General features: G+C 45.8%; 13 protein-coding genes. 11 read left to right on the top strand and 2 right to left on the bottom strand.

Annotated elements, in window-relative coordinates:
* The first annotated feature begins 166 nt into the window (after nt 1–166).
* From R7P36_RS08925 to R7P36_RS08975, 11 genes are all read left to right on the top strand, one after another.
* A complete protein-coding gene (locus tag R7P36_RS08925) occupies nt 167–3,553 on the top strand; it encodes a response regulator (RefSeq protein WP_005380036.1) in 3,387 nt (1,128 codons plus the stop codon).
* Between the two features lie 782 nt (nt 3,554–4,335).
* Nucleotides 4,336–6,018 (top strand): ABC transporter substrate-binding protein, encoded by a 1,683-nt coding sequence (locus R7P36_RS08930; protein WP_005380037.1) that lies wholly within the window; start codon nt 4,336–4,338, stop codon nt 6,016–6,018.
* 170 nt (nt 6,019–6,188) lie between these two features.
* Nucleotides 6,189–7,175 (top strand): ABC transporter permease, encoded by a 987-nt coding sequence (locus R7P36_RS08935; protein ID WP_213899264.1) that lies wholly within the window; start codon nt 6,189–6,191, stop codon nt 7,173–7,175.
* Nucleotides 7,176–7,177: 2 nt separating this feature from the next.
* Nucleotides 7,178–8,203, top strand: a complete 1,026-nt coding sequence (locus R7P36_RS08940) for an ABC transporter permease (protein ID WP_025768199.1) — start codon at nt 7,178–7,180, stop codon at nt 8,201–8,203.
* Between the two features lie 2 nt (nt 8,204–8,205).
* Nucleotides 8,206–9,189: an ABC transporter ATP-binding protein gene (locus tag R7P36_RS08945; RefSeq protein ID WP_005386550.1), complete on the top strand. Its 984-nt coding sequence runs from the start codon at nt 8,206–8,208 to the stop codon at nt 9,187–9,189.
* A gap of 47 nt (nt 9,190–9,236) precedes the next feature.
* On the top strand, nt 9,237–10,232 hold the full coding sequence (locus tag R7P36_RS08950; RefSeq protein WP_005380041.1) for an ABC transporter ATP-binding protein: 996 nt from the start codon (nt 9,237–9,239) through the stop codon (nt 10,230–10,232).
* 63 nt (nt 10,233–10,295) lie between these two features.
* Complete coding sequence (locus R7P36_RS08955; protein WP_213899263.1) at nt 10,296–12,035, top strand: glycoside hydrolase family 9 protein; 1,740 nt, start codon at nt 10,296–10,298, stop codon at nt 12,033–12,035.
* Nucleotides 12,036–12,037: 2 nt separating this feature from the next.
* Nucleotides 12,038–12,928 carry an N-acetylglucosamine kinase gene (locus tag R7P36_RS08960; RefSeq protein WP_005380046.1) on the top strand — a complete coding sequence of 297 codons (891 nt, stop codon included), beginning with the start codon at nt 12,038–12,040 and terminating at the stop codon, nt 12,926–12,928.
* Between the two features lie 8 nt (nt 12,929–12,936).
* On the top strand, nt 12,937–14,856 hold the full coding sequence (locus R7P36_RS08965) for a beta-N-acetylhexosaminidase (protein WP_213899261.1): 1,920 nt from the start codon (nt 12,937–12,939) through the stop codon (nt 14,854–14,856).
* 84 nt (nt 14,857–14,940) lie between these two features.
* Complete coding sequence (locus tag R7P36_RS08970; protein ID WP_054579083.1) at nt 14,941–17,349, top strand: GH36-type glycosyl hydrolase domain-containing protein; 2,409 nt, start codon at nt 14,941–14,943, stop codon at nt 17,347–17,349.
* A 125-nt stretch (nt 17,350–17,474) separates the two neighbouring features.
* Nucleotides 17,475–18,887, top strand: a complete 1,413-nt coding sequence (locus R7P36_RS08975; protein ID WP_025768194.1) for a phosphoglucomutase/phosphomannomutase family protein — start codon at nt 17,475–17,477, stop codon at nt 18,885–18,887.
* A gap of 157 nt (nt 18,888–19,044) precedes the next feature.
* Here the strand turns inward: R7P36_RS08975 and R7P36_RS08980 are convergent, their stop codons facing one another.
* A complete protein-coding gene (locus R7P36_RS08980) occupies nt 19,045–20,076 on the bottom strand; it encodes an ABC transporter ATP-binding protein (RefSeq protein ID WP_005380055.1) in 1,032 nt (343 codons plus the stop codon).
* Entirely contained in the window at nt 20,076–21,701 is a 1,626-nt protein-coding gene (locus R7P36_RS08985) for an ABC transporter permease (RefSeq protein WP_025768193.1), read from the bottom strand. The genes R7P36_RS08980 and R7P36_RS08985 overlap by 1 nt, the downstream gene beginning before the upstream one ends.
* Between the last annotated feature and the right edge of the window lie 73 nt (nt 21,702–21,774).

A 21,774-nucleotide genomic window follows, 5' to 3' on the forward strand; every position in this document is an offset into this window, starting at 1 on the left:
AAAAACTGCGTCACCCTGCACGCTTTACAACTAACTTTCTTGTCAAAGAAAAAAAACTCGTTAATTTTGTTAATTCTATCTAGTTGAACATCTTATCCGTTTTTAACGAGAACCTCGGCAGCGAAGTATGTTTTAGAACTGCCCATTATGAGTTGTAATCTTATCCATGTTTAAATTCTACAAAAAACAGAAATTTAAGCGCCTTCAGAGTACACTGATGACCGCATTTCTGGTGCTCAGTATCACACCTCTTACCATTACTGCGATCTTTTTCTTGCAGTCCCACAGTAAAGATCTGCAAGAACAAAGCACCTCGCACTTACTGTCTGTTCGAGATACAAAACAGCAGCAAATCATCGACTACTTTGAGGCACGAGAAACCGAAGTCATGGGCTTTGTGCGCTCAGAGTTGGCTTACGCCAGTGGTGGCCGATTCTACGGTCTCGTCAATGCTTTTAGTCGTTTAGGCAATGATATTGAAGAGTCTCGTAAAAACGCCCAACAGCGCTACATCGAGGGCAGCGGAGACCAAATCAAAACCTCAACGTTACCCGAGTCATCCAACTATGTAGGAAGTGAACGTTACCGACTTTTGCATAAACGCTATCATTGGGCCTACTTGGAGCTCCTCAAGCGCTCTGATTTTAATGACATTTTGCTGGTCGACATCAATGGTAACGTCACCTACTCGATCAACAAAGACGATAACTACGGAACGAACTTGTTATCAGGCCCCTACAAAGACTCGGCACTTGGCAAAACTTTCAAGCGTCTCGCCGATGATGTGACTGAACGTCGAAAAGTAAACGAAGACTACACTCCTGTGATTGTGTCTGACTTCGAGCTGGAAGGGGGTAAATCAGTCGCTTGGCTAGGTGCACCAATTGTTCAGCAAGGTTATCTACACAGCTATGCCATGTTCCGCTTGCCAAATAATGGCATCACTAAGTTAGCCGCAGACGCTAATCGAGAGTCATCCATTAACACCTTGCTGGTTGGAAATGATCACCAACCTCGCACAATCAACACGAAACAAGACGACATTAAGAACAGTTTAGAAGTGATCGATAAAGCACTCTCTGGTGCGTTTGGTGTCGGCACTTACACAAACGGTTTAGGTGAAGAGATCATCGCGGCTTATGCACCGATTGAAACTCGTGGTGTGATTTGGGCGCTCGTCGTACAGTTACCAGAAAACGAAGCTTTCGCTCGTATCCATCAACTCGAAAAACTATTCGTTATCGCTATGTTGATCGCCATTATCCTTGTGGTGATCGCTTCTCACTATTTATCAAACTTTATCACTTCTCCGTTGCTGAAATTGACTTGGGTTGCCGAAAAGGTCTCTGCAGGTGATCTTGATGACACGTCTTTTAATACGGTTCGTAAAGATGAAATTGGTCGGCTTGCGTTAAGCTTTGAACGAATGCAACGCTCTATTCGAGAGAAGATTCAAACCATTAAGAAGCAAAATGAAGAACTAGAAAGCAACATACAGATCATTCAAAAACAGAATGAAGAACTGCAATTGGCCGATAAATTAAAAGATGAATTCTTAGCCACGACTTCTCATGAACTTCGTACACCGTTACACGGCATGGTCGGGATTGCTGAAACCTTAGCGTCCGGCGCCAATGGCGCGATCCCCGCTAGCCAGAAATATCAGCTTGATATCATCATTAAAAGTGGTCAGCGTCTCGCTAATCTAGTCGATGACTTGTTGGATTATCATAAAATGCGTTATGGAAGCATGGATATCCAGAAATCAGCAGTGAGTTTGGGCAGTGCAACACGATTGGTTTTAGAGCTTTCTAGCCATTTACTTGGAAGTAAAACCATCCGCATCATCAACCAAGTCCCAGCGGATTTAAAAGCAGTGTCAGCTGACCCGCAACGCCTTGAACAAGTGCTATATAACCTGATTGGCAATGCGATTAAATACACCTCAGAAGGTAAAATTGTTATCTCCGCTAATGTGGTAGATGATCATGTACGCGTACAAGTCGTGGATACTGGACAAGGAATTCCCGCAGAACAACTTGAACATATTTTTGAACCACTTATCCAAGCAGGGCAAGACGCGAGCCGTTATCGTCAAGGTGCAGGGCTTGGGCTCTCCATTAGCCGGCAATTGATCGAATTAATGGGAGGCTCGTTATACGTCAGTAGCCAACCAATGGTCGGAACTACCTTCAGTTTCACTTTACCGCTCGCCAGTGAAGAAGAAATCCAAGCAACCCAGACTCTAGCTGCGCACGGGCACTTCCAAATTCCTGAAGTTAATGTAGAGAACAGCGAAGACTTATCACTTCCAGAGAACCCAGACGGCCCGTTACTGTATGTTGCTGACGATGAACCAGTAAACTTACGCGTGCTTGAAAGCTTTTTACGTTTAGAGGGCTATCGTGTGCGTACCGTCTCCGATGGGCCAGAAACGTTAGCGCTCGTCGAGCAAGAGAAGCCGGAACTTCTGTTATTGGATATCATGATGCCAGGCATGAGCGGCTACCAAGTTTGTAGTGAACTACGTGAAACCTATGATCATGCCGAGTTGCCAATCATTATGCTCACCGCACTCAGTCAAACAGAAGATCGTGTAAGAGGTTTTGAAGCAGGAGCCAACGACTATTTATCGAAACCATTTAATAAACAAGAGTTGGCGGCACGTATCCAAGCGCATTTAACGGCAAGTAAAGCAGAAATGCGCCATATGGAAAACAAAGTGCTAGAGTCTGAACTTAGACAGCGAGCAGTCGTTGAAGCAAGCTTACTTGAGACTCAAGGTCGTTTGTTGGAACAGCTAGAATCGGCTCCTGAAGCTATCATCTGTCTACGTGAAGACAAGCGTATTCGCTTTGCTAACGAAGCTGCTTGTAAGCTATTCAAGCGCAGCTTAGAACAGCTAAAGCGCTCATCTGCTGATGAGCTGATTGCCCCTAAATATCTAACCGTCAAACAACCTCATTACTGTGGCAAGATTGATATCTATATTGAAGATATTCGTCAGAACATCGAAGCAGACATTCTTAAGCTCCCTGAAGGTTCAGGGTTAGATATCATGTACATCTTTAATGTCGGCGGTGGAGCCAGTGCCGCTCGCATACATAATCTAGAAACCGCCGTAGAAGTGCTTTCAAGTTATGCATTTGATGGTGACAAAGACCAATTGCAAAAGCTAAAAGAGCTTGGCGGAGAATTTACGCGCCTTGCAGACAAAGCACTCGGTAATAAAAAGGACAAGCAAGAACTTATGCGGGAAGTTCTAGTCGACGCAATGACACATGCTTTAGAGTATTGGGAATCTGTAACGGGTGAAAGTAAATTCGCATTTGCAGAGCAAAGTGGCTTGTGGCGCGTTTATCTAGACCGAAGTACTTTACAAACACGCACCTTAGATAAATACATGCGTATAGAAACATTACCCAAAACACCACGTTGGAGAACGGTGCTAAGCTCGATAGAGTTCATTCTCGAACACTGCAAAGAACAGAGCCCCGAGAGAGCATACATAGAAGCACAACGAGATAAACTACAGCGACTATTGACCAGCTAATATTTATCAAAAAAACTAGCCCAGCGTGCATGCTGGGCTTTTTTGTTATTCGAGTATTCCCTTCCTTGAGATAAAAGAGACCGCCTCTTCCTACCTCATTAACATATTTCCAATAACGAACATTCGGTTAGACAACGCTATCTATTGTTGGTCTTCAAAACGTACGACCTTATCCATTTAACTTGTCTTAACTAGGTAAGTTCGAGCAACCGAAAAAACTTCATTCATATAATAAAAAAAGGACAACAAACGGAAGAAAACTGTCGATAAAAAAGGCCATTTTTCAGATAACAAGCGGATTTTGACGAACTATTGATAGAGATTGCGAACTTAATCACAACAGAACGGCAGATTAATTTTTAGCTGATTAATTAACACCATTTCTGCATGTGAGCGAGATCTCCGAACCTAGAAAACAAGCAGGAAACGTATATTTAAAAAGGACCAGCAGGTTAGTAATCACCAACACTTATTATTAACAAGGATATAAACTGCGACGCATATCAACGTTTATTTTTTGGCCCAATGCTGGTTAAAATTAGCCAAAATAACGTTTATAACGGAGAGCTCAGAGATTTTAACGTTTTTAACGGGAATCAAGTTTGATTATTTTATGGATAAGGTGTTTTCTTACTCCTACCTAAGGCCTACAGGCCACTCTTGGCGAAACTCAATGTTGTAATGAGTAAGGCATGTACAAGAGGTAGGTCTTAGAGAGTGTTTATCAATTGATGACATTCAATTCCATTTAGTGAAATGAAAGCAAATAGTAAGGAACAGCTATGCTTGCCAATATTAAAAAAACAGCACTAGCAACAGCAATTATTGCAACGGCTACTACAGGTTTTGCATCGGTAGCTACTGCGGCTGAACGCAGTGAACTGACTATCCACCCTAAAGAGTTTACAACTTTCGTTCGTAACTTTAACCCTTTCTTGGGTGCAACTAACCTGCACACAACAACCGACTTTATTTACGAGCCGCTCGTTGTTTTTAACGAAATGCACGGTAACACGCCTGTATTTCGTCTAGCAGAAAACTTTACCATGGCTGATGACCTGATGAGCGTAACCTTCGATATCCGTAAGGGCGTAAAATGGTCTGATGGCAAAGCGTTTACCGCTGATGATGTTGTTTATTCTTTCAACCTAGTTAAAGAGAAGCCAGAGCTAGACCAATCTGGTATCAACTCTTGGGTGACTGGCGTAGAAAAAGTTAACGACTACCAAGTTAAATTCCGTCTAAGCGAAGCAAACTCAAACGTTCCTTACGAAATTGCGAAAGTACCAGTCGTACCTAAGCACGTATGGAGCAAAGTAAAAGATCCAGCAACATTCACAAACGAAAATCCAGTAGGCAGTGGTCCATTTACTGAAATCGACACTTTCACACCGCAGCTATATATCCAGTGTGAGAACCCGAATTATTGGGATGCTGACAACCTAGATGTAGATTGTCTGCGTGTGCCACAAATCGCGAACAACGACCAATTCTTGGGCAAAATCGTTAACGGCGAAATGGACTGGACGTCTTCATTCGTACCAGACATCGACCGTACGTACGCTGCAGCAAGTCCGAATCACCACTACTGGTACCCACCAGCGGGTACTCAAGCATTTGTAGTGAACTTCAAAAACCCAGACGCTGCGAAAAACGAAGCACTAACTAACGTTGACTTCCGTCGTGCGTTCTCTATGGCGCTAGACCGTCAAACTATCATTGATATCGCTTTCTACGGCGGCGGTACAGTGAACGACTTCGCATCTGGCCTTGGCTACGCATTCGAAGCTTGGTCTGATGAAGAGACGCACAACAAGTACAAAGGCTACAACACATACAACGCGGAAGGTGCGAAAAAGCTTCTAGCTAAAGCTGGCTTCAAAGATGTAAACAAAGATGGCTTTGTGGATACACCATCTGGCAAGTCTTTCGAGCTTCTAATTCAATCACCAAACGGTTGGACTGACTTCAACAACACAGTACAACTAGCCGTTGAGCAACTAGCAGAAGTGGGCATTAAAGCTCGTGCTCGTACACCGGACTTCTCGGTATACAACCAAGCAATGCTAGAAGGTACTTACGACGTTGCTTACACCAACTACTTCCACGGTGCAGATCCACACTTGTACTGGGATAGTGGCTACAACTCGAAGCTACAAGCTGGTGACGGCATGCCTCGCTTTGCAATGCACTTCTACAAAAACGATAAGCTAGACGGTCTTCTTAACAGCTTCTACAAGACAGCAGATAAGCAAGAACAGCTAGAGATCGCTCATGGCATTCAGAAGATCATTGCTCAGGACCAAGTAACTATTCCTGTGCTATCTGGCGCGTACATGTACCAATACAACACAACTCGCTTCACTGGTTGGTGGAACGAAGAAAACCCTAAGGGCCGTCCAAACATTTGGGCAGGTATCCCAGAGCGTCTACTTCACGTACTGGACCTAAAACCAGTTAAATAAGTAGAAGTTCATTTCAAGCGGCATACATCCCGTGTGCCGCCTATAAAAATCCCTTGTTAACGAAACCAATATGTGGCGCTCGTCGTCAGGGGATTTTTCGCTCTAAATTTCGCTAGGAGCGACCTGAAACCAGAAACAGGGAAAAAATCTGGGTGAGTAAGGTGTGAGTTATGGGTTATTTTTTAAGACGTTTGTCGTTCTATCTTGTCGCGCTCTTAGTTGCAGCGACGTTAAACTTTATTATTCCGCGAGCAATGCCTGGTGACCCAGTTACCATGATGTTTGCTAATGCTTCAGTACAGGTGACTCCAGAACGAATCGCAGCAATGAAAGAACTGCTCGGTTTCGTTGATGGGCCAATTTACATTCAGTACTTCTCGTACATTAAAAACATTCTAAGTTGGGAATTGGGCACCTCAATCCAGTTCTACCCACTTTCAGTTAATTCTTTACTAGGTAGTGCATTTGGCTGGTCACTATTTCTAGCTGGTACTGCGGTTGTACTTTCTTTCTCCATCGCTTCTGTCCTTGGTATTTTTGCCGCCTGGAAGCGCGGTAGTAAGTACGATGCATTCGTAACGCCTGGCACATTGATCATTCAAGCTATTCCACAAATGGTTATCGCAATGTTAGCGCTGTTTACCTTTGCGATTGGCCTGAAATGGTTCCCATCTGGCTATGCTTACAAGCCAGGTACTATTCCTGATTGGACAAGCTGGGAGTTCATCAAGAACGTGGGTTACCACGCTGTACTACCTCTATTCTGTGCAACCATCGTTCAAATTGGTGGCTTCCTAGTTAACATGCGTAACAACATGATCAACCTTCTCGCCGAAGACTATATCACGATGGCTAAAGGTAAAGGGCTGAGTGAAAACCGCGTCGTCTTTAATTACGCCGCACGTAACGCACTACTTCCAAGTGTTACCGCACTGTCTATGTCTTTAGGTATGGCCATTGGAGGTCAATTAATCATCGAGATGATTTTCAACTACCCAGGCCTAGGTACTGTTCTATTGAACGCAATTCACGCTCGTGACTACCAAGTACTTCAAGGTCAGTTAATTATCATGACGATGTTCATGCTGTGCTTCAACTTAATGGCTGACATGCTGTACATGATTCTAGACCCTCGCCTACGTACGGGAGGCAAATAATCATGAAAGAACTATTCAAACTTATTTTAGGTAACGCATTTGCTCGCATTGGTCTTGGCATTGTTACGCTGTTCGTGTTCGTTGCGATTGCCGCTCCTTTACTTACAAAGCATGCGCCAGACAAGCGAACCGGTAACCCACACGAATACCCAAGCTTTGTTGTAAAACAGGCACAAAACAATCCTGATGGTTGGGTCGCTAAAAACCTAGCAGACGATCGTCGTACACTGATTATGTCTAAAAAGGCCGACCACGTATTAGGTACTAGCCGAATGGGTCGCGATATCTGGTCGCAAGTGGCTTACGGTGCACGAGTATCACTGGGTGTAGGCTTTGGCGCTGGCATCATCGTGTGCTTCTTAGCAACAGTCATTGGTATATCGGCAGGTTACTTCGGCGGCAAAGTGGATGACGTATTGAGTGCCGCAATGAACATCATGTTAGTAATTCCGCAGTATCCATTGCTATTCGTGTTGGCGGCCTTTATCGGTGAAGCAGGCCCACTCACTATTGCCTTGATTATCGCTGGTACTTCTTGGGCATGGGGTGCACGTGTTGTCCGCTCTCAAACTATGGCACTACGCGAGAAAGAGTTCGTTAAAGCCGCCGAAGTATTGGGAGAGTCTTCATTCCGCATCATCTTTGTTGAGATTTTACCAAACCTTATCCCAATTGTCGGTGCGAGCTTCATTGGCTCAGTAATGCTGGCGATCAACACTGAAGCGGTCATTTCGTTCCTAGGTTTGGGTGATGCCAACACGATCAGTTGGGGCATCATGCTTTACAACGTGCAAACCTCATCAGCCATGCTGATTGGCGCATGGTGGGAAGTACTAGCACCTTGTATTGCCCTAACATTACTGGTTACTGGTCTTGCTCTGTTGAACTTTGCCGTTGACGAAATTGCGAACCCTCAACTTCGTTCTCACAAAGGCATGAAACGCTGGAAAAAACTAGCAGCAAAAGACAAGAAAGAGCGTGAGCCTGAACTGGCACCACAAAATGCACTATGGAGCGGAGATAAATAATCATGACTGCACCACTAATTTCCATCCGTAACCTATGCGTAGACTACATCACAGACGCGGGCGATGTCCGCGCCTGTAACAACGTGAGCTTCGACATTGCACCCGGTGAAGTATTCGGTCTGGCTGGTGAATCTGGCTGTGGTAAATCCACTGTTGCCTTCTCACTAATGCGCCTTCATAAGCCGCCAGCGTTTATCACAGGTGGTGAGGTTATCTTCAACGGTGAAGATATCCTTCAGTACAGCGATGATCGCATGCAAGCGTTCCGCTGGAGTGAAATGTCGATGGTATTCCAGAGTGCGATGAACGCTTTGAACCCTGTTCTAACCATGGAAGAGCAGTTCTGTGACGTCATCATGCGTCATACCAATATGACTCGCGCTCAAGCAAAAACACGCGCTGAAGGTCTGCTGGAAATCGTTGATATCCACCCTAGCCGATTGAGTGATTACCCGCACCAGTTCTCTGGTGGTATGCGTCAACGTCTAGTAATCGCAATCGCTTTGGCTCTGAACCCAAAAATGATCATCATGGACGAACCGACTACCGCATTGGATGTAGTGGTTCAACGTGAAATTCTACAAAAAATTTACGCGCTTAAAGAAGAGTTTGGTTTCTCAATTCTATTCATCACACATGACTTGTCATTGATGGTCGAGTTCTCGGATCGTATCGGCATCATGTACTCAGGTGAGTTGATTGAAGTCGCGCCTTCTAAGCAAATTCTGGAAAGTCCTTACCACCCTTACACCAAAGGTTTGGGTAGCTCTTTCCCTCCACTAACTGGACCAAAGACCAAATTGACTGGTATTCCAGGTAACCCGTTGAACTTGCTAGAAGTTCCACAAGGCTGCCGCTTCCAAGCTCGTTGCGATCGCGTACATGAAGCATGTACACGTGTACCAACCCAATTACGTCAAATTGAACCAGGTCGCCTCTCAAATTGCCATTTGTACGGCGACACCATTGCTCAAGCTAAGGTTTAACAACAAAAAAACGCTAGCTAAGAACAAAAATTACACTGGAGAGAATTATGAGCAAACAATTCGGCGAACTGCTGATTGAGGGTAAAAATGTCGTTAAGGACTTCCCTTTAAACAGTAACTCAATCAAACAATCTAAGATGCGCGCAATCAACGACGTCTCTTTCAAAATGTACAAGAGCCGCGGCTTGTCAGTGGTAGGTGAATCTGGTTCAGGTAAGTCTACTACTGCAAAAATGATTGCAAAAATGTACGCACCAACCGATGGCATCATTGAATACAAAGGTCGTGATATCCAAGACATCACCTCTCGTCACGATTTAATGACCTACCGTGAAGGTGTACAAATGGTGTGGCAAGACCCATTCGGCTCGCTAAACCCAACACACAACATTTTCCACCATATTGCGCGCCCGCTGCTGATTCATAAGAAAGTAGCACCGGGCAACAAGAAAGAACTGGAAGAGCGTGTGTACGACCTACTTGAACAAGTTGGTCTTATTCCACCAAAAGAAACGGCGCAAAAGTTCCCGCACCAGCTATCTGGCGGTCAGCGTCAACGTGTAAACCTAGCTCGTAACATCGCAGTTGGTGCAGAAGTGGTATTGGCGGATGAGCCAACATCGATGCTCGATGTATCAATCCGTGCCGGTGTTCTGAACTTGATGGAAGAGATGAAGTTCGAGAAACAAATGTCTCTGCTTTACATCACTCACGACATCGCAACAGCGCGTTACATTGCTGAAGATCTCGCGGTCATGTACGTAGGTCACATGGTTGAATGGGGCGATACTGAAGAAATCATTCACGATCCTCAACACCCATATACGCAACTGTTGGTATCTGCGGTTCCAGATCCATCGAAGTCTATTCACGAGAAACTGAAAGGCAACAAAGGGGAAATCCCACTTTGGACACCAGAATCTGTCGGCTGTCCATTTGCTGGACGTTGTGTACACGCTACCGACAAATGTCGCGAACGACTACCGGGCGTCACTCAACTGTCCGACAACCACTTTGTCCGCTGTTACTTATTTGAAGATTAATCATAACGAGGGTCAGGTTCAGCCTGGCCCATTCCTGTTTTTATCGTTTCCCGGAGACATTGAATGCTGCTACTGACTAACCACATTGGTTATGAACGTCTGGGCCCAAAGAAAGCCATTATCCAGACCGAACAACCACACTTGTCTTCTTACACTGCTCAATTGATTTGTGCCACTAGCGAGCAAACCGTGGCAACTTTTGCGGTTGAAGAACAAGGTAAAGTGGCGAACTGGCATCAGGGCTATTTCTACCTCATCGACTTTTCCTCTTTCACAACGTCAGGTGACTATTTCTTGCAAGTAGAAGATACGCGCTCTTCCTCTTTCATCGTTGGCGAACACATTCTGTTGGATCAAACTTTGTCAGATGTGATCCACTACTTCAAATCGCAACGTTGCGGCGGGATCTTCGATCAACAAGATCGACAACTTCCAGTACTAAACTCCAATAAAAAGGTTGATGTACACGGCGGCTGGTACGACGCATCAGGAGACGTTAGCAAGTATTTAAGTCACCTTTCATACGCGAATTATTTGAATCCTCAACAAACCCCAATGGTGGTTTGGAACATCCTAAAAGGGGTTTCATTGCTTGAAGGAAGCGAAGACATTGCAGCTTTCACACGTACACGTCTGATTGAAGAAGCCCTGTTCGGTGCAGACTTTCTTGTGCGTATGCAAAACGAAAAAGGCTTTTTCTACATGACGGTCTTTGACAAGTGGAGCAAAGATACTGCGCAACGCGAGATTTGCGCGTACGAAACTCAACTTGGTCACAAATTTGACGACTATCAAGCAGGCTTTCGACAAGGTGGCGGTGTCGCCATTGCAGCGCTAGCGGCAGCATCGCGTTTAAGTGTTCACGGTGAATACGATCAACAAAAATACCGCAACGCTGCCGAAAATGGTTACTGGCACTTAAAAGAGCACAATACGCAGTACCTCAATGATGGGGAAGAAAACATTATCGACGAATACTGTGCGCTACTGGCTTGTGTAGAACTGTTTAAAGCAACCAAAGAAACTCGCTACTTGGAAGAGAGCCGTTTGTGGGCGCAACGTTTAGTTGCACGCCAAATGAGCGACGAGCAGATTCAACACTTTTGGTCAGCAAACCAAGACGGCAGCCGTCCATATTTTCACGCAGCCGAAGCTGGTCTACCAGTTATTGCCCTATGCGAATATCTATCAATTGAAGACGACTCAGCACGAGCGGAATCGGTAAAACGTATCGTCAACCTAGCGTGTGAGTTTGAGATCACAATATCGAATAAAGTGATCAACCCATTCGGTTACCCTCGCCAATATGTTAAAGGCGTAAATGAGTCAAAACGCGAGGCATTTTTTGTCGCACACAACAATGAATCTGGCTATTGGTGGCAAGGCGAGAATGCTCGACTGGGCTCACTCGCGACCATGGCGTACCTTGCTCAACCGCATATAGCGTCGCAAGACGTACAGCAACAACTTTCTGTGTTTGCTCAAGATGCATTGAACTGGATTGTAGGCTTAAACCCATACGACATGTGCATGCTAGATGGCCATGGTCGTAACAACCCTGATTACCTCCCTCAATATGGTTTCTTCAACGCAAAAGGTGGCGTGTGTAACGGAATCACTGGCGGCTTTGAAGACGAGGAAGACATTGCATTTAACCCACCAGCACAAAAAGAAGACGTGTTACAAAACTGGCGCTGGGGCGAACAGTGGATCCCGCATGGCGCTTGGTACTTACTCGCGATAATGAGTCAAGCTCAGCATGTTTCTCAGTTGGCGACCTCTAAAAATATGAAGGAAGAATAATCATGGGAATGTATTTTGTCGGTATCGATGGTGGCGGCACGTCATGTCGAGCCAGGATTAAAGATTCACAAGGTAATTTTCTTGGCGAGGCCAAAAGCGGCAGTGCCAACATCATGCTAGGTGCTGAAATAGCAATGGCTTCGATTCTTGAATCCATCACTTCGGCTACCGAGCAAGGCGGTCTGACACAACAAGATTTCGCGTCGATGCACGTCGGCTTAGCCCTTGCTGGCGCAGAGCACAAAGCATCTTGGCAAGCCTTCATGTCTCTTCCTCATCCATTTGCCAGTATGACTCTGAATACCGATGCCTACGGTGCGTGCGTTGGTGCGCACAATGGCGAAGATGGCGCAATCATGATTGCGGGAACCGGTTCTTGTGGCATCTACCTTAACGGATTGGAGCAACACGTTGTCGGTGGTCGTGAGTTCCCTATTTCGGATCAAGGTGGCGGCGCAGTGATGGGGCTACGCCTAGTTCAGCAAGTTTTGTTAGCTGAAGATGGCATCAGAGAAAAAACGCCCCTAGCACAACACGTTATGACGCATTTCGAAAATGAGGTCGACAACGTGGTGGCGTGGTCAAAACAGGCGCTTCCTCGTGATTATGGGCAGTTTTCTCCGGCTATTTTCCAACATGCGGAACAAGGCGATGCACTGGCCATTGAAATGCTGAAGCAAACCGCAGCGGATATAGAAATGTTTCTCGTGGCATTAAACAAGCGCGGCGCAACACGTATTTGTTTAATGGGCAGCATAGCTGAACGCATTGTACGTTGGCTTTCACCACCAGTTCAGCAATGGATTGTTGAGCCACAGTTTGACGCGATTGAAGGCGCAATTATGTTTGCTGGCAAACCAGAACATAACCTTTACTCGCTCAGTGCGGCGTAGGAGTAGATATGGAATATCGTGTTGATCTCGTAGTCCTTTCTGAGCAGAAACAAAACTGCCGCTTTGGCCTCACCTTTCATAACTTGAGCGACCAAGACCTAAACAGCTGGAGCTTAACTTTCGCTTTCGATCGTTACATTCTTCCAGACAGCGTTTCAAATGGTCAACTGACTCAAATTGGTAGTTTTTGCACACTTAAGCCAGAAGGGGTGGTACTGGCTGCCAACCATCACTATTACTGTGAATTCAGTATTGGTTCGAACCCATTCCGTTATTACTCGGATGGCTTTAACGAAGCGATGATCAACTTTGTCGTTGATGGAAACCCACAGCGCGCACAAGTGGATGTCACGCCTATCGTATTAGCTTCACCATACCGTGAACGCAGTGAGATTCCTGCAAGTTTAACCCATGCACAGCCCTTGCTGCCAAAACCAAACCATATTGAGGTCAGCGATCACTATTTTAGCTTTGATCATCATGCTGGCGTCGCGGTTTATTCAAGCCTGGCCAATTCAGCTAAAGAATGGCTACTTGATGAGCTTAAGCGCATTCACCAATTTGAGTTCGCATCAGACAATGGCAGTCAGATCATCTTCAAAGGCAACCCAACCTTGGATGAAGGCGCTTACAAACTGAAAGTAGCCGAAGAGTCAATCAAAATTGAAGCAGGATCTTCGTCTGGTTTTACCCATGCTTGTGCAACGTTATTACAACTAATCAAAGTTGGCGATCAACCTAACTCAGTGGAAGTAGTTTGCTGTTCAATCAAGGACAGGCCACGTTTTCGTTACCGCGGTATGATGCTGGATTGTGCTCGTCATTTTCACTCCGTTAAGCAAGTCAAACGCTTGATCAACCAACTGGCTCATTACAAGTTCAATACGTTCCATTGGCATCTTACCGACGATGAGGGGTGGCGAATTGAAATCAAATCACTGCCTCAACTGACCGATATTGGTGCTTGGCGCGGATTGGATGAGATCAATGAACCACAGTACACGCACTTTGATGAACGTTACGGCGGCTTCTACACACAAGAAGACATCAAAGACGTTATCGAATTTGCATCGCAACGCGGCATCACCATCATTCCTGAAATTGATGTACCTGGTCATTGCCGAGCCGCCATCAAGTCGTTACCACACCTATTGGTAGAAGCGGAAGATACCACCGAATACCGCAGTATTCAGCATTACAACGACAACGTCATTAACCCAGCTCTGCCGGGGAGCTATGAATTTATCGACAAAGTGCTAGAAGAAGTCTCTGCGCTTTTTCCTGCGCCTTACGTTCATATTGGTGCCGACGAAGTACCTAACGGCGTATGGTCAAAAAGCCCAGCATGCCAAGCACTAATGGAACAACTGGGTTACAGCGACTACAAAGATTTGCAAGGACACTTCTTGCGTTATGCCGAAGACAAACTTCGTAAATTGGGCAAACGCATGCTGGGCTGGGAAGAAGCTCAACACGGCGACAAAGTCAGTAAAGATACGGTGATCTACTCATGGCTAAGCGAAGAAGCGGCCTTGAACTGTGCTCGCCAAGGCTTTGATGTGGTGCTGCAACCAGCACAAACCACTTACCTAGATATGACCCAAGACTACGCACCTGAAGAACCGGGCGTGGACTGGGCAAACCCACTGCCACTAGAAAAAGCTTACAACTACGAGCCGCTCGCTGAAGTGCCTGCTGACGACCCAATACGTAAGCGCATTTGGGGCATTCAAACAGCATTATGGTGCGAAATTATCAATAACCAACCTCGCATGGACTACATGATCTTCCCTCGTTTAACTGCAATGGCAGAAGCATGTTGGACAGACAAACAACACCGAGATTGGACCGACTATTTATCACGCTTGAAAGGCCATCTACCTCTGCTTGATTTGCAGGGAGTGAATTACCGTAAACCGTGGAAGTAATACAAAACTGATGTCGAAACATCACGCTTGAAGAGTTTTTAAATTTTGGCTGCTGATGCAGCTTCGTAAAAAGGAAAGACACAAATGAAATACGGCTATTTCGATAACGAGAATCGCGAATACGTCATCACTCGCCCTGACGTACCAGCACCATGGACCAACTACCTAGGTACTGAGAAGTTCTGTACGGTTATCTCGCACAACGCGGGTGGCTACTCGTTCTACAACTCTCCAGAATACAACCGTGTTACTAAATTCCGTCCAAATGCGACATTCGATCGCCCAGGACACTACGTTTACTTGCGTGATGATGAGACAGGTGATTACTGGTCAATCTCTTGGCAACCAGTTGCGAAGAGCCTAGACGAAGCAAACTACGAAGTTCGTCACGGCTTGTCTTACTCTAAGTTCAAATGTGAATACAGCGGTATTACCGCAACAAAAACTCTGTTCGTGCCAAAAGGCGAAGACGCTGAAATCTGGGATGTAGTGATTAAAAACACCTCTGACAAACCACGTACGATCAGTGCATTCTCATTTGTTGAGTTCTCATTCAGCCACATTCAATCTGATAACCAAAACCATCAGATGTCTCTGTACTCGGCAGGTACGGCTTACAACGAAGGCGTGATCGAGTACGACCTGTACTACAACACCAACGATTTCGAAGGCTTCTACTACCTAGCTTCAACATTTGCCCCAGATTCATACGACGGCCAACGTGACAGCTTCCTAGGCCTATACCGTGACGAAGCAAACCCGTTAGCGGTAGAACAAGGTAAGTGTTTCAATACAGCGCAAACTTGTTACAACCACTGTGGCTCTTTGCATAAGCAATTTACTATTCAGCCGGGTGAAGAAGTTCGCTTTGCTTACATTCTCGGTATCGGTAAAGGCAACGGAGAGCGTCTGCGTGCTAAGTACCAAGACCTTGCAGAAGTCGACAACGCATTTGCGGGTATCAAAGCACACTGGGATGAGCGTTGTGGCAAGTTCCAAGTGAAATCACCAAACGAAGGTCTAGATACCATGATCAACGCTTGGACGTTATACCAAGCGGAAACGTGTGTGGTGTGGTCTCGCTTTGCTTCATTCATCGAGGTGGGAGGCCGTACTGGTCTTGGTTACCGCGATACAGCGCAAGATGCAATCTCAGTTCCTCACGCTAACCCAGCAATGACGCGCAAACGTATCGTTGACCTACTGCGCGGCCAAGTAAAAGCGGGCTACGGTCTACACCTATTCGATCCAGATTGGTTTGATCCAGAAAAAGCGGATGTTAAACCATCTAAATCTCCAACCGTAGTTCCAACACCTTCTGATGAAGACAAAATTCACGGCATCGAAGACACCTGTTCTGATGATCACCTATGGCTAGTTCCAACCATCTGTAAGTACGTGATGGAAACCGGTGAGCACAGCTTCTTCGACGAAGTGATCCCTTACGCCGACGGTGGCGATGCAACGGTTTATGACCACATGAAAGCCGCGCTAGACTTCTCGGCTGAATACGTAGGTCAAACCGGTATCTGTAAAGGTCTGCGTGCAGACTGGAACGACTGTCTGAACCTAGGTGGCGGCGAATCTTCAATGGTGTCGTTCCTACATTTCTGGGCACTGCAGGAGTTCATCGACCTAGCGAAATACCTAGGTAAGGAAGCCGACGTTGAAAAATACACCGAGATGGCAGCAAACGTGCGTGAAGCGTGTGAAACACACCTTTGGGACGAAGAAGGCGGCTGGTATATCCGTGGTCTAACGAAAAACGGCGAAAAGATCGGTACAGCGCAACAAAAAGAAGGTCGTGTACACCTAGAGTCAAACACACTTGCGGTACTTTCTGGTGCGGTATCTCAAGAGCGCGGCGAAAAAGCGATGGACGCTGTCGATGAGAACCTATTCTCTGAATACGGCCTCCACCTAAACTCACCATCTTTTGCAACACCGAATGATGATATCGGCTTCGTAACTCGTGTTTACCAAGGCGTAAAAGAGAACGGTGCGATATTCTCGCATCCAAACCCATGGGCTTGGGTAGCTGAAGCGAAACTGGGTCGTGGTGATCGTGCAATGAAGTTCTACGATGCGCTAAACCCATACAACCAGAACGACATCATCGAAAAACGTATCGCAGAACCGTACTCCTATGTGCAGTTCATCATGGGTCGTGACCACCAAGACCACGGTCGTGCAAACCACCCATGGTTAACAGGTACATCTGGCTGGGCTTACTTCGCTGTTACCAACTTTATCCTTGGTGTGCGTACAGGCTTCGATGGCCTAACTATCGATCCATGTATCCCAACGAACTGGCCTGGTTTCGAAGTGACTCGTCAATGGCTAGGTGCAACGTACAACATCAAAGTCGTTAACCCAGACTTAGTAAGCAAAGGCGTTAAGTCGATTACTGTGAACGGTGAAGCAGTGAATGGTGCCTCTGTACCAGTTCAAGCGGAAGGTTCAGTAAACGAAGTTATCGTTACTCTAGGTTAATCATCTTTTGAGGGAGAGCTTTTCCCCTTTTGATTTATCCGATGCACTTGAGTTTGATGTGTGCATCGGTTCGCTAGCAAAGATTTAAGAGGCGGTGGGATGCCGCTCTTATCGAGGATCGAATCATGATCAAATTTGGTACAGGCGGTTGGCGTGCATTTATCGGTGAGGAGTTCACCAAAGATAATGTACGTTTGGTCGCTCAAGCAGTTGCAAACATCACGAATAACGAATCGGTTGCTGATCGCGGTTTTGTGATTGGCTATGACCGTCGTTTTCTTTCCGATAAAGCAGGTCGTTGGTTCGCTGAAGTTCTAGCAGCAAACGGCATTGTGGTTAGCTTTATCGACAAATTTGTCCCAACACCTATCGTAATGTTTAAAGCGAAAGAAATGGGCTGCGCATACTCGGCATGTATTACCGCATCACACAACCCTGCCGATTACAACGGCATTAAAGTCTTCATTGAAGGCGGTCGTGACGCAGATGAAATCATCACCCAAAAAATCGAATCACAAATAGACGCGCTCACTGCGCACGATGTAAAAAGCGTCGACTTTGAACAAGCGGTTGAAGATAAGCTGATTGAAATCATCAATCCGATGAACGAATTCGTTGACTCAATCATCGACTTTATCGACATCGAAGCGATCAAGAAGGCGAATTTACGTGTTTTGATCGACCCAATGTTTGGTGTCGCGAAAAACGCACTGCAAACCGTATTAATCAACGGCCGCTGTGACGTTGATGTGATTAACGATGGCAAAAACCCAGATTTCGGTGGGTTAATGCCTTCGCCAAGCGCTGCAACACTCTACCGTTTGATGCACCTAGTGAAAGAGCAAGGTTACGATATTGGCATCGGTACTGATGGCGATGCGGACCGTCTTGGTATTATCGACGAAAAAGGTAACTTCATTCATCCAAATGAAGTGCTACTGCTGCTTTACTACTACCTACTTGAATACAAAGGCTGGAAAGGCTCCGTGGTACGTAACATCGCAACCACCCACCTTCTCGATAAAGTCGCCGAAGATCATGGCGAGAAATGCTTTGAGGTTCCTGTAGGCTTTAAGCACATCAGCTCCCAAATGGAAGCGGATGACTCACTGATTGGCGGGGAAAGCTCTGGTGGCCTAACCATTCGCGGCCACATCAAAGGTAAAGACGGCGTATTCGCATCAAGCCTATTGGTAGAAATGATTTCAGTAACCGGCAAGAAGCTGTCTGAGTTGCTGGATGAAATCTACGGCAAGTACGGCTATGCCTACATGGCAGAAGGCGATTGCAAGTTCAAACCAGCGCAAAAAGACGTACTGTTCAACAAGATTTATGTTGAAAAGCAGTTGCCTGAGTTCGAGTTTGAAATCGAAAAAGTCAGCTATGAAGATGGTGCGAAAGTCTACTTCAAGAACGGCGGTTGGATCATCGCTCGCTTCTCTGGCACTGAGCCACTGCTACGAATTTTTGCAGAGATGCAAGATAAGGACACTGCGGAACGTGTTCTTCAACAGTTTAAAGACTTCTTGTCTTTATAACTGAACCTTGTGCCCGCTTCGAGCACTATGATGAGAGTCAACGCTGTCTGAAAAGGCGCTCATCAACAGGAGAAGAGCACTTGCCCGGCTCCACAGCCGGGCTTTTTTATTGTATGTTGGGAAGTCGTAAACGAGATAGAAAAGATACTCAGGAGCGTTAAGCAAATGCCAGGACGCCTTGCGTTTCAATTTTCACCGCGACGGACTCACCTATATTTAATGCTTGCGAAGCTGTAGCTAACAAACGGTCACCATTCGCGTTAATCACATAACGGCAGTGATCACCCATAAAATGCTGTTCCAATACGGTTACCGAACTATCTTCATCGGATTGAATTTGCACATGCTGCGGTCTTAGCAGTAAAGAGCACTCCGCCTGTACTGGAATATCTTGTTGAGCCGTGGCTTCAACCACGCCCAAGTGGGTTTCATATTCTGAATTCGAAACCCGTTTAGCAGCAAGGTAACTGCCACCACCTAAGAAATCAGCGACAAATTTACTTGAAGGCTGGTAGTAAAGCTCAGATGCTGTGCCATATTGCTCGATGACTCCATTGTTCATCACTGCCATTTTATCGGCGAAAGCAAAAGCCTCTTCACGGCTATGCGTAACAAAAATGGCAGTCACACCTTGGGCCTTAAAAATCTTACGGATCTCACTTATCAACTCATGGCGAACTTGCGTATCAATATTAGAAAACGGTTCATCAAGTAACAATAAGTCTGGGCTGTAAGCTAATGAGCGAGCAATCGCAACACGCTGCTGCTGTCCACCAGACAATTGATGAGGATAACGATCGCCATAACCTTGAAGATGCACGAGTTCTAACATCTCTTGAACTTTGGCATTTTTCTCTTTTGTCGAGCACTGCTTTAAGCCAAAGGCAATGTTTTGCTCCACCGTCAAGTGAGGAAAAAGTGCGTAATCTTGGAAAATCATCCCGATATTACGCTGTTCTGGCGGCAACCAGTTTTCCCCATCATCAATTGTGACGCAATTTAGACTCATTTCGCCTGACGTTAACGGCAATAATCCCGCAACGGCCTTTAATAGTGTTGTTTTCCCACAGCCACTGGCTCCTAGCAAACAGACAATCTGCCCTTGTTCTACCTCAAGAGACAATGATTCGAGTACAGTTTGATCGTCATATTGGCACGTTAGGTTTTTAATTGATAATGCACAGCTCATCAGTGATTTTGCTCCAGTGAACGGTTAACAACAACAAGCGGGATCAACCCAACAAGAACCAACAGAACCGCTGGCAAAGCGGCCAATTCTAAATGCTCATCCGAGGCGAAGTTATAAACGTATGTGGCTAGTGTTTCAAAGTTAAACGGACGAAGTAACAAAGCCGCATTAAGCTCTTTCATCGACTCGATAAACACTAATAAAGCCGCAATCAGTGCACCGCGCTTAACCAGCGGAAAGTGCACGCGCCACAGCATGGCATTGGGCTTACAACCCATAGTGCGCGATGCCATATCTAACGACGGAGAAATTTTATTTAAATTACTTTCGATACTACCAATCGCTACCGCGGAAAAGCGCACAACCATGGCAAATACTAGTGCGAACATGGAACCAGAAAAGATAAGTCCCGGCCTTCCCCACTCCATGGCTTTAGCAACATCGTTGACACGATGATCCATAAACAGCACAGCGACCATCACACCGATGGCTAGTACCGTTCCTGGTACTGCATAGCCCATAGAAGAAAGACGCATAAATGCCAAGCTTTCTCGTTTACCACTGACTCGATGGGTAAAGTTAACGATCAGTGCGACAGCAACACCAATAATCGCAGCAATAACAGACACAACTAAGCTATTCCATGCGTATTCACGAAACTCTGAGGTCCAACTCTGCGCAAAATAAGTGATCGCATAATCAATCAGCTGTAGTAGCGGCAAAATAAAAGCGACTGAAACCAAGCCCCAACACCAAACCAGTGCGGTCCACTTTTTCCAGCCCGTCAACTCGTAACGAAAATCTTCGTGACTGTTAAATTGGCTTTGAAAAAGCTTTTGTTTACGGCGGCTGTATCGTTCGGCACTAAGAAGCAGTACTACAATGACGAGCATCATGGCAGAAATCTTGGCTGCCGCATTAAGATTAGAGTACCCCAACCAAGTATCGTAGACCGCTGTGGTTAACGTATTCACCGCGAAGTAACTTACCGTACCAAAGTCACCGATGGTCTCCATTGCGACCAATGATAAACCTACTGCGATAGAGGGTCTTACTAACGGCATCGAGATGCGCCAAAAGCTTTCCCATGGAGAGCACTTGAGCAAACGCGCGCTTTGCAATAAAGAGACATTTTGCTCCATAAACGCAGCCCGGCACAATAAATACACGTAAGGATACAACACCAAAGCCAACACAAAGGTCGCACCAGGCAACGTACGAATGTCAGGGAACCAATACTCGCCAGGTCCCCATCCGGTTACATCACGCAAAAAGATCTGAATCGGGCCTGCAAAATCAAACCAATCAGTAAAAATATAACCAATGATATAACCTGGCATTGCAAGAGGTAGCACCAATGCCCACTGCAACCATTTTTCGGTCGGCAGTTTACACATGGCCATTATCCAAGCGCTTGGAATACCAAGAATTAAGGACAGCACCATTACGCCAACAGTTAGCGCAACCGTGTTAAAAATATAAGTCGGCATGACCGTTGCCATTAAATGAGCAAACAAATCATCCGTTTCACCAATTGCGGTGTAGAAGATCGCTAAGATCGGCAAAACCAGTAGCAGAGTTATTACCCCACTACTGGTTTTCCATAAAGAGTGTTTATCTTTCATCGCCTAATTACTGCAAGGCTGTATGAAATACAAATGCTGTTGCAAATACATCTCATATCCTTTAATCAAATGG

It is taken from the genome of Vibrio sp. 397 (assembly GCF_033339395.1).
Lineage (GTDB): Bacteria > Pseudomonadota > Gammaproteobacteria > Enterobacterales > Vibrionaceae > Vibrio > Vibrio alginolyticus.

Excerpts from the sequence above, each read along its gene's own strand:
- R7P36_RS08935 (WP_213899264.1), top strand. The coding sequence starts at position 6,189 with ATGGGTTATTTTTTAAGACGTTTGTCGTTCTATCTTGTCGCGCTCTTA.
- R7P36_RS08930 (WP_005380037.1), top strand. The coding sequence starts at position 4,336 with ATGCTTGCCAATATTAAAAAAACAGCACTAGCAACAGCAATTATTGCA.
- R7P36_RS08980 (WP_005380055.1), bottom strand. The coding sequence starts at position 20,076 with ATGAGCTGTGCATTATCAATTAAAAACCTAACGTGCCAATATGACGAT.
- R7P36_RS08960 (WP_005380046.1), top strand. The coding sequence starts at position 12,038 with ATGGGAATGTATTTTGTCGGTATCGATGGTGGCGGCACGTCATGTCGA.
- R7P36_RS08970 (WP_054579083.1), top strand. The coding sequence starts at position 14,941 with ATGAAATACGGCTATTTCGATAACGAGAATCGCGAATACGTCATCACT.
- R7P36_RS08985 (WP_025768193.1), bottom strand. The coding sequence starts at position 21,701 with ATGAAAGATAAACACTCTTTATGGAAAACCAGTAGTGGGGTAATAACT.
- R7P36_RS08975 (WP_025768194.1), top strand. The coding sequence starts at position 17,475 with ATGATCAAATTTGGTACAGGCGGTTGGCGTGCATTTATCGGTGAGGAG.
- R7P36_RS08950 (WP_005380041.1), top strand. The coding sequence starts at position 9,237 with ATGAGCAAACAATTCGGCGAACTGCTGATTGAGGGTAAAAATGTCGTT.
- R7P36_RS08940 (WP_025768199.1), top strand. The coding sequence starts at position 7,178 with ATGAAAGAACTATTCAAACTTATTTTAGGTAACGCATTTGCTCGCATT.
- R7P36_RS08965 (WP_213899261.1), top strand. The coding sequence starts at position 12,937 with ATGGAATATCGTGTTGATCTCGTAGTCCTTTCTGAGCAGAAACAAAAC.
- R7P36_RS08945 (WP_005386550.1), top strand. The coding sequence starts at position 8,206 with ATGACTGCACCACTAATTTCCATCCGTAACCTATGCGTAGACTACATC.
- R7P36_RS08925 (WP_005380036.1), top strand. The coding sequence starts at position 167 with ATGTTTAAATTCTACAAAAAACAGAAATTTAAGCGCCTTCAGAGTACA.
- R7P36_RS08955 (WP_213899263.1), top strand. The coding sequence starts at position 10,296 with ATGCTGCTACTGACTAACCACATTGGTTATGAACGTCTGGGCCCAAAG.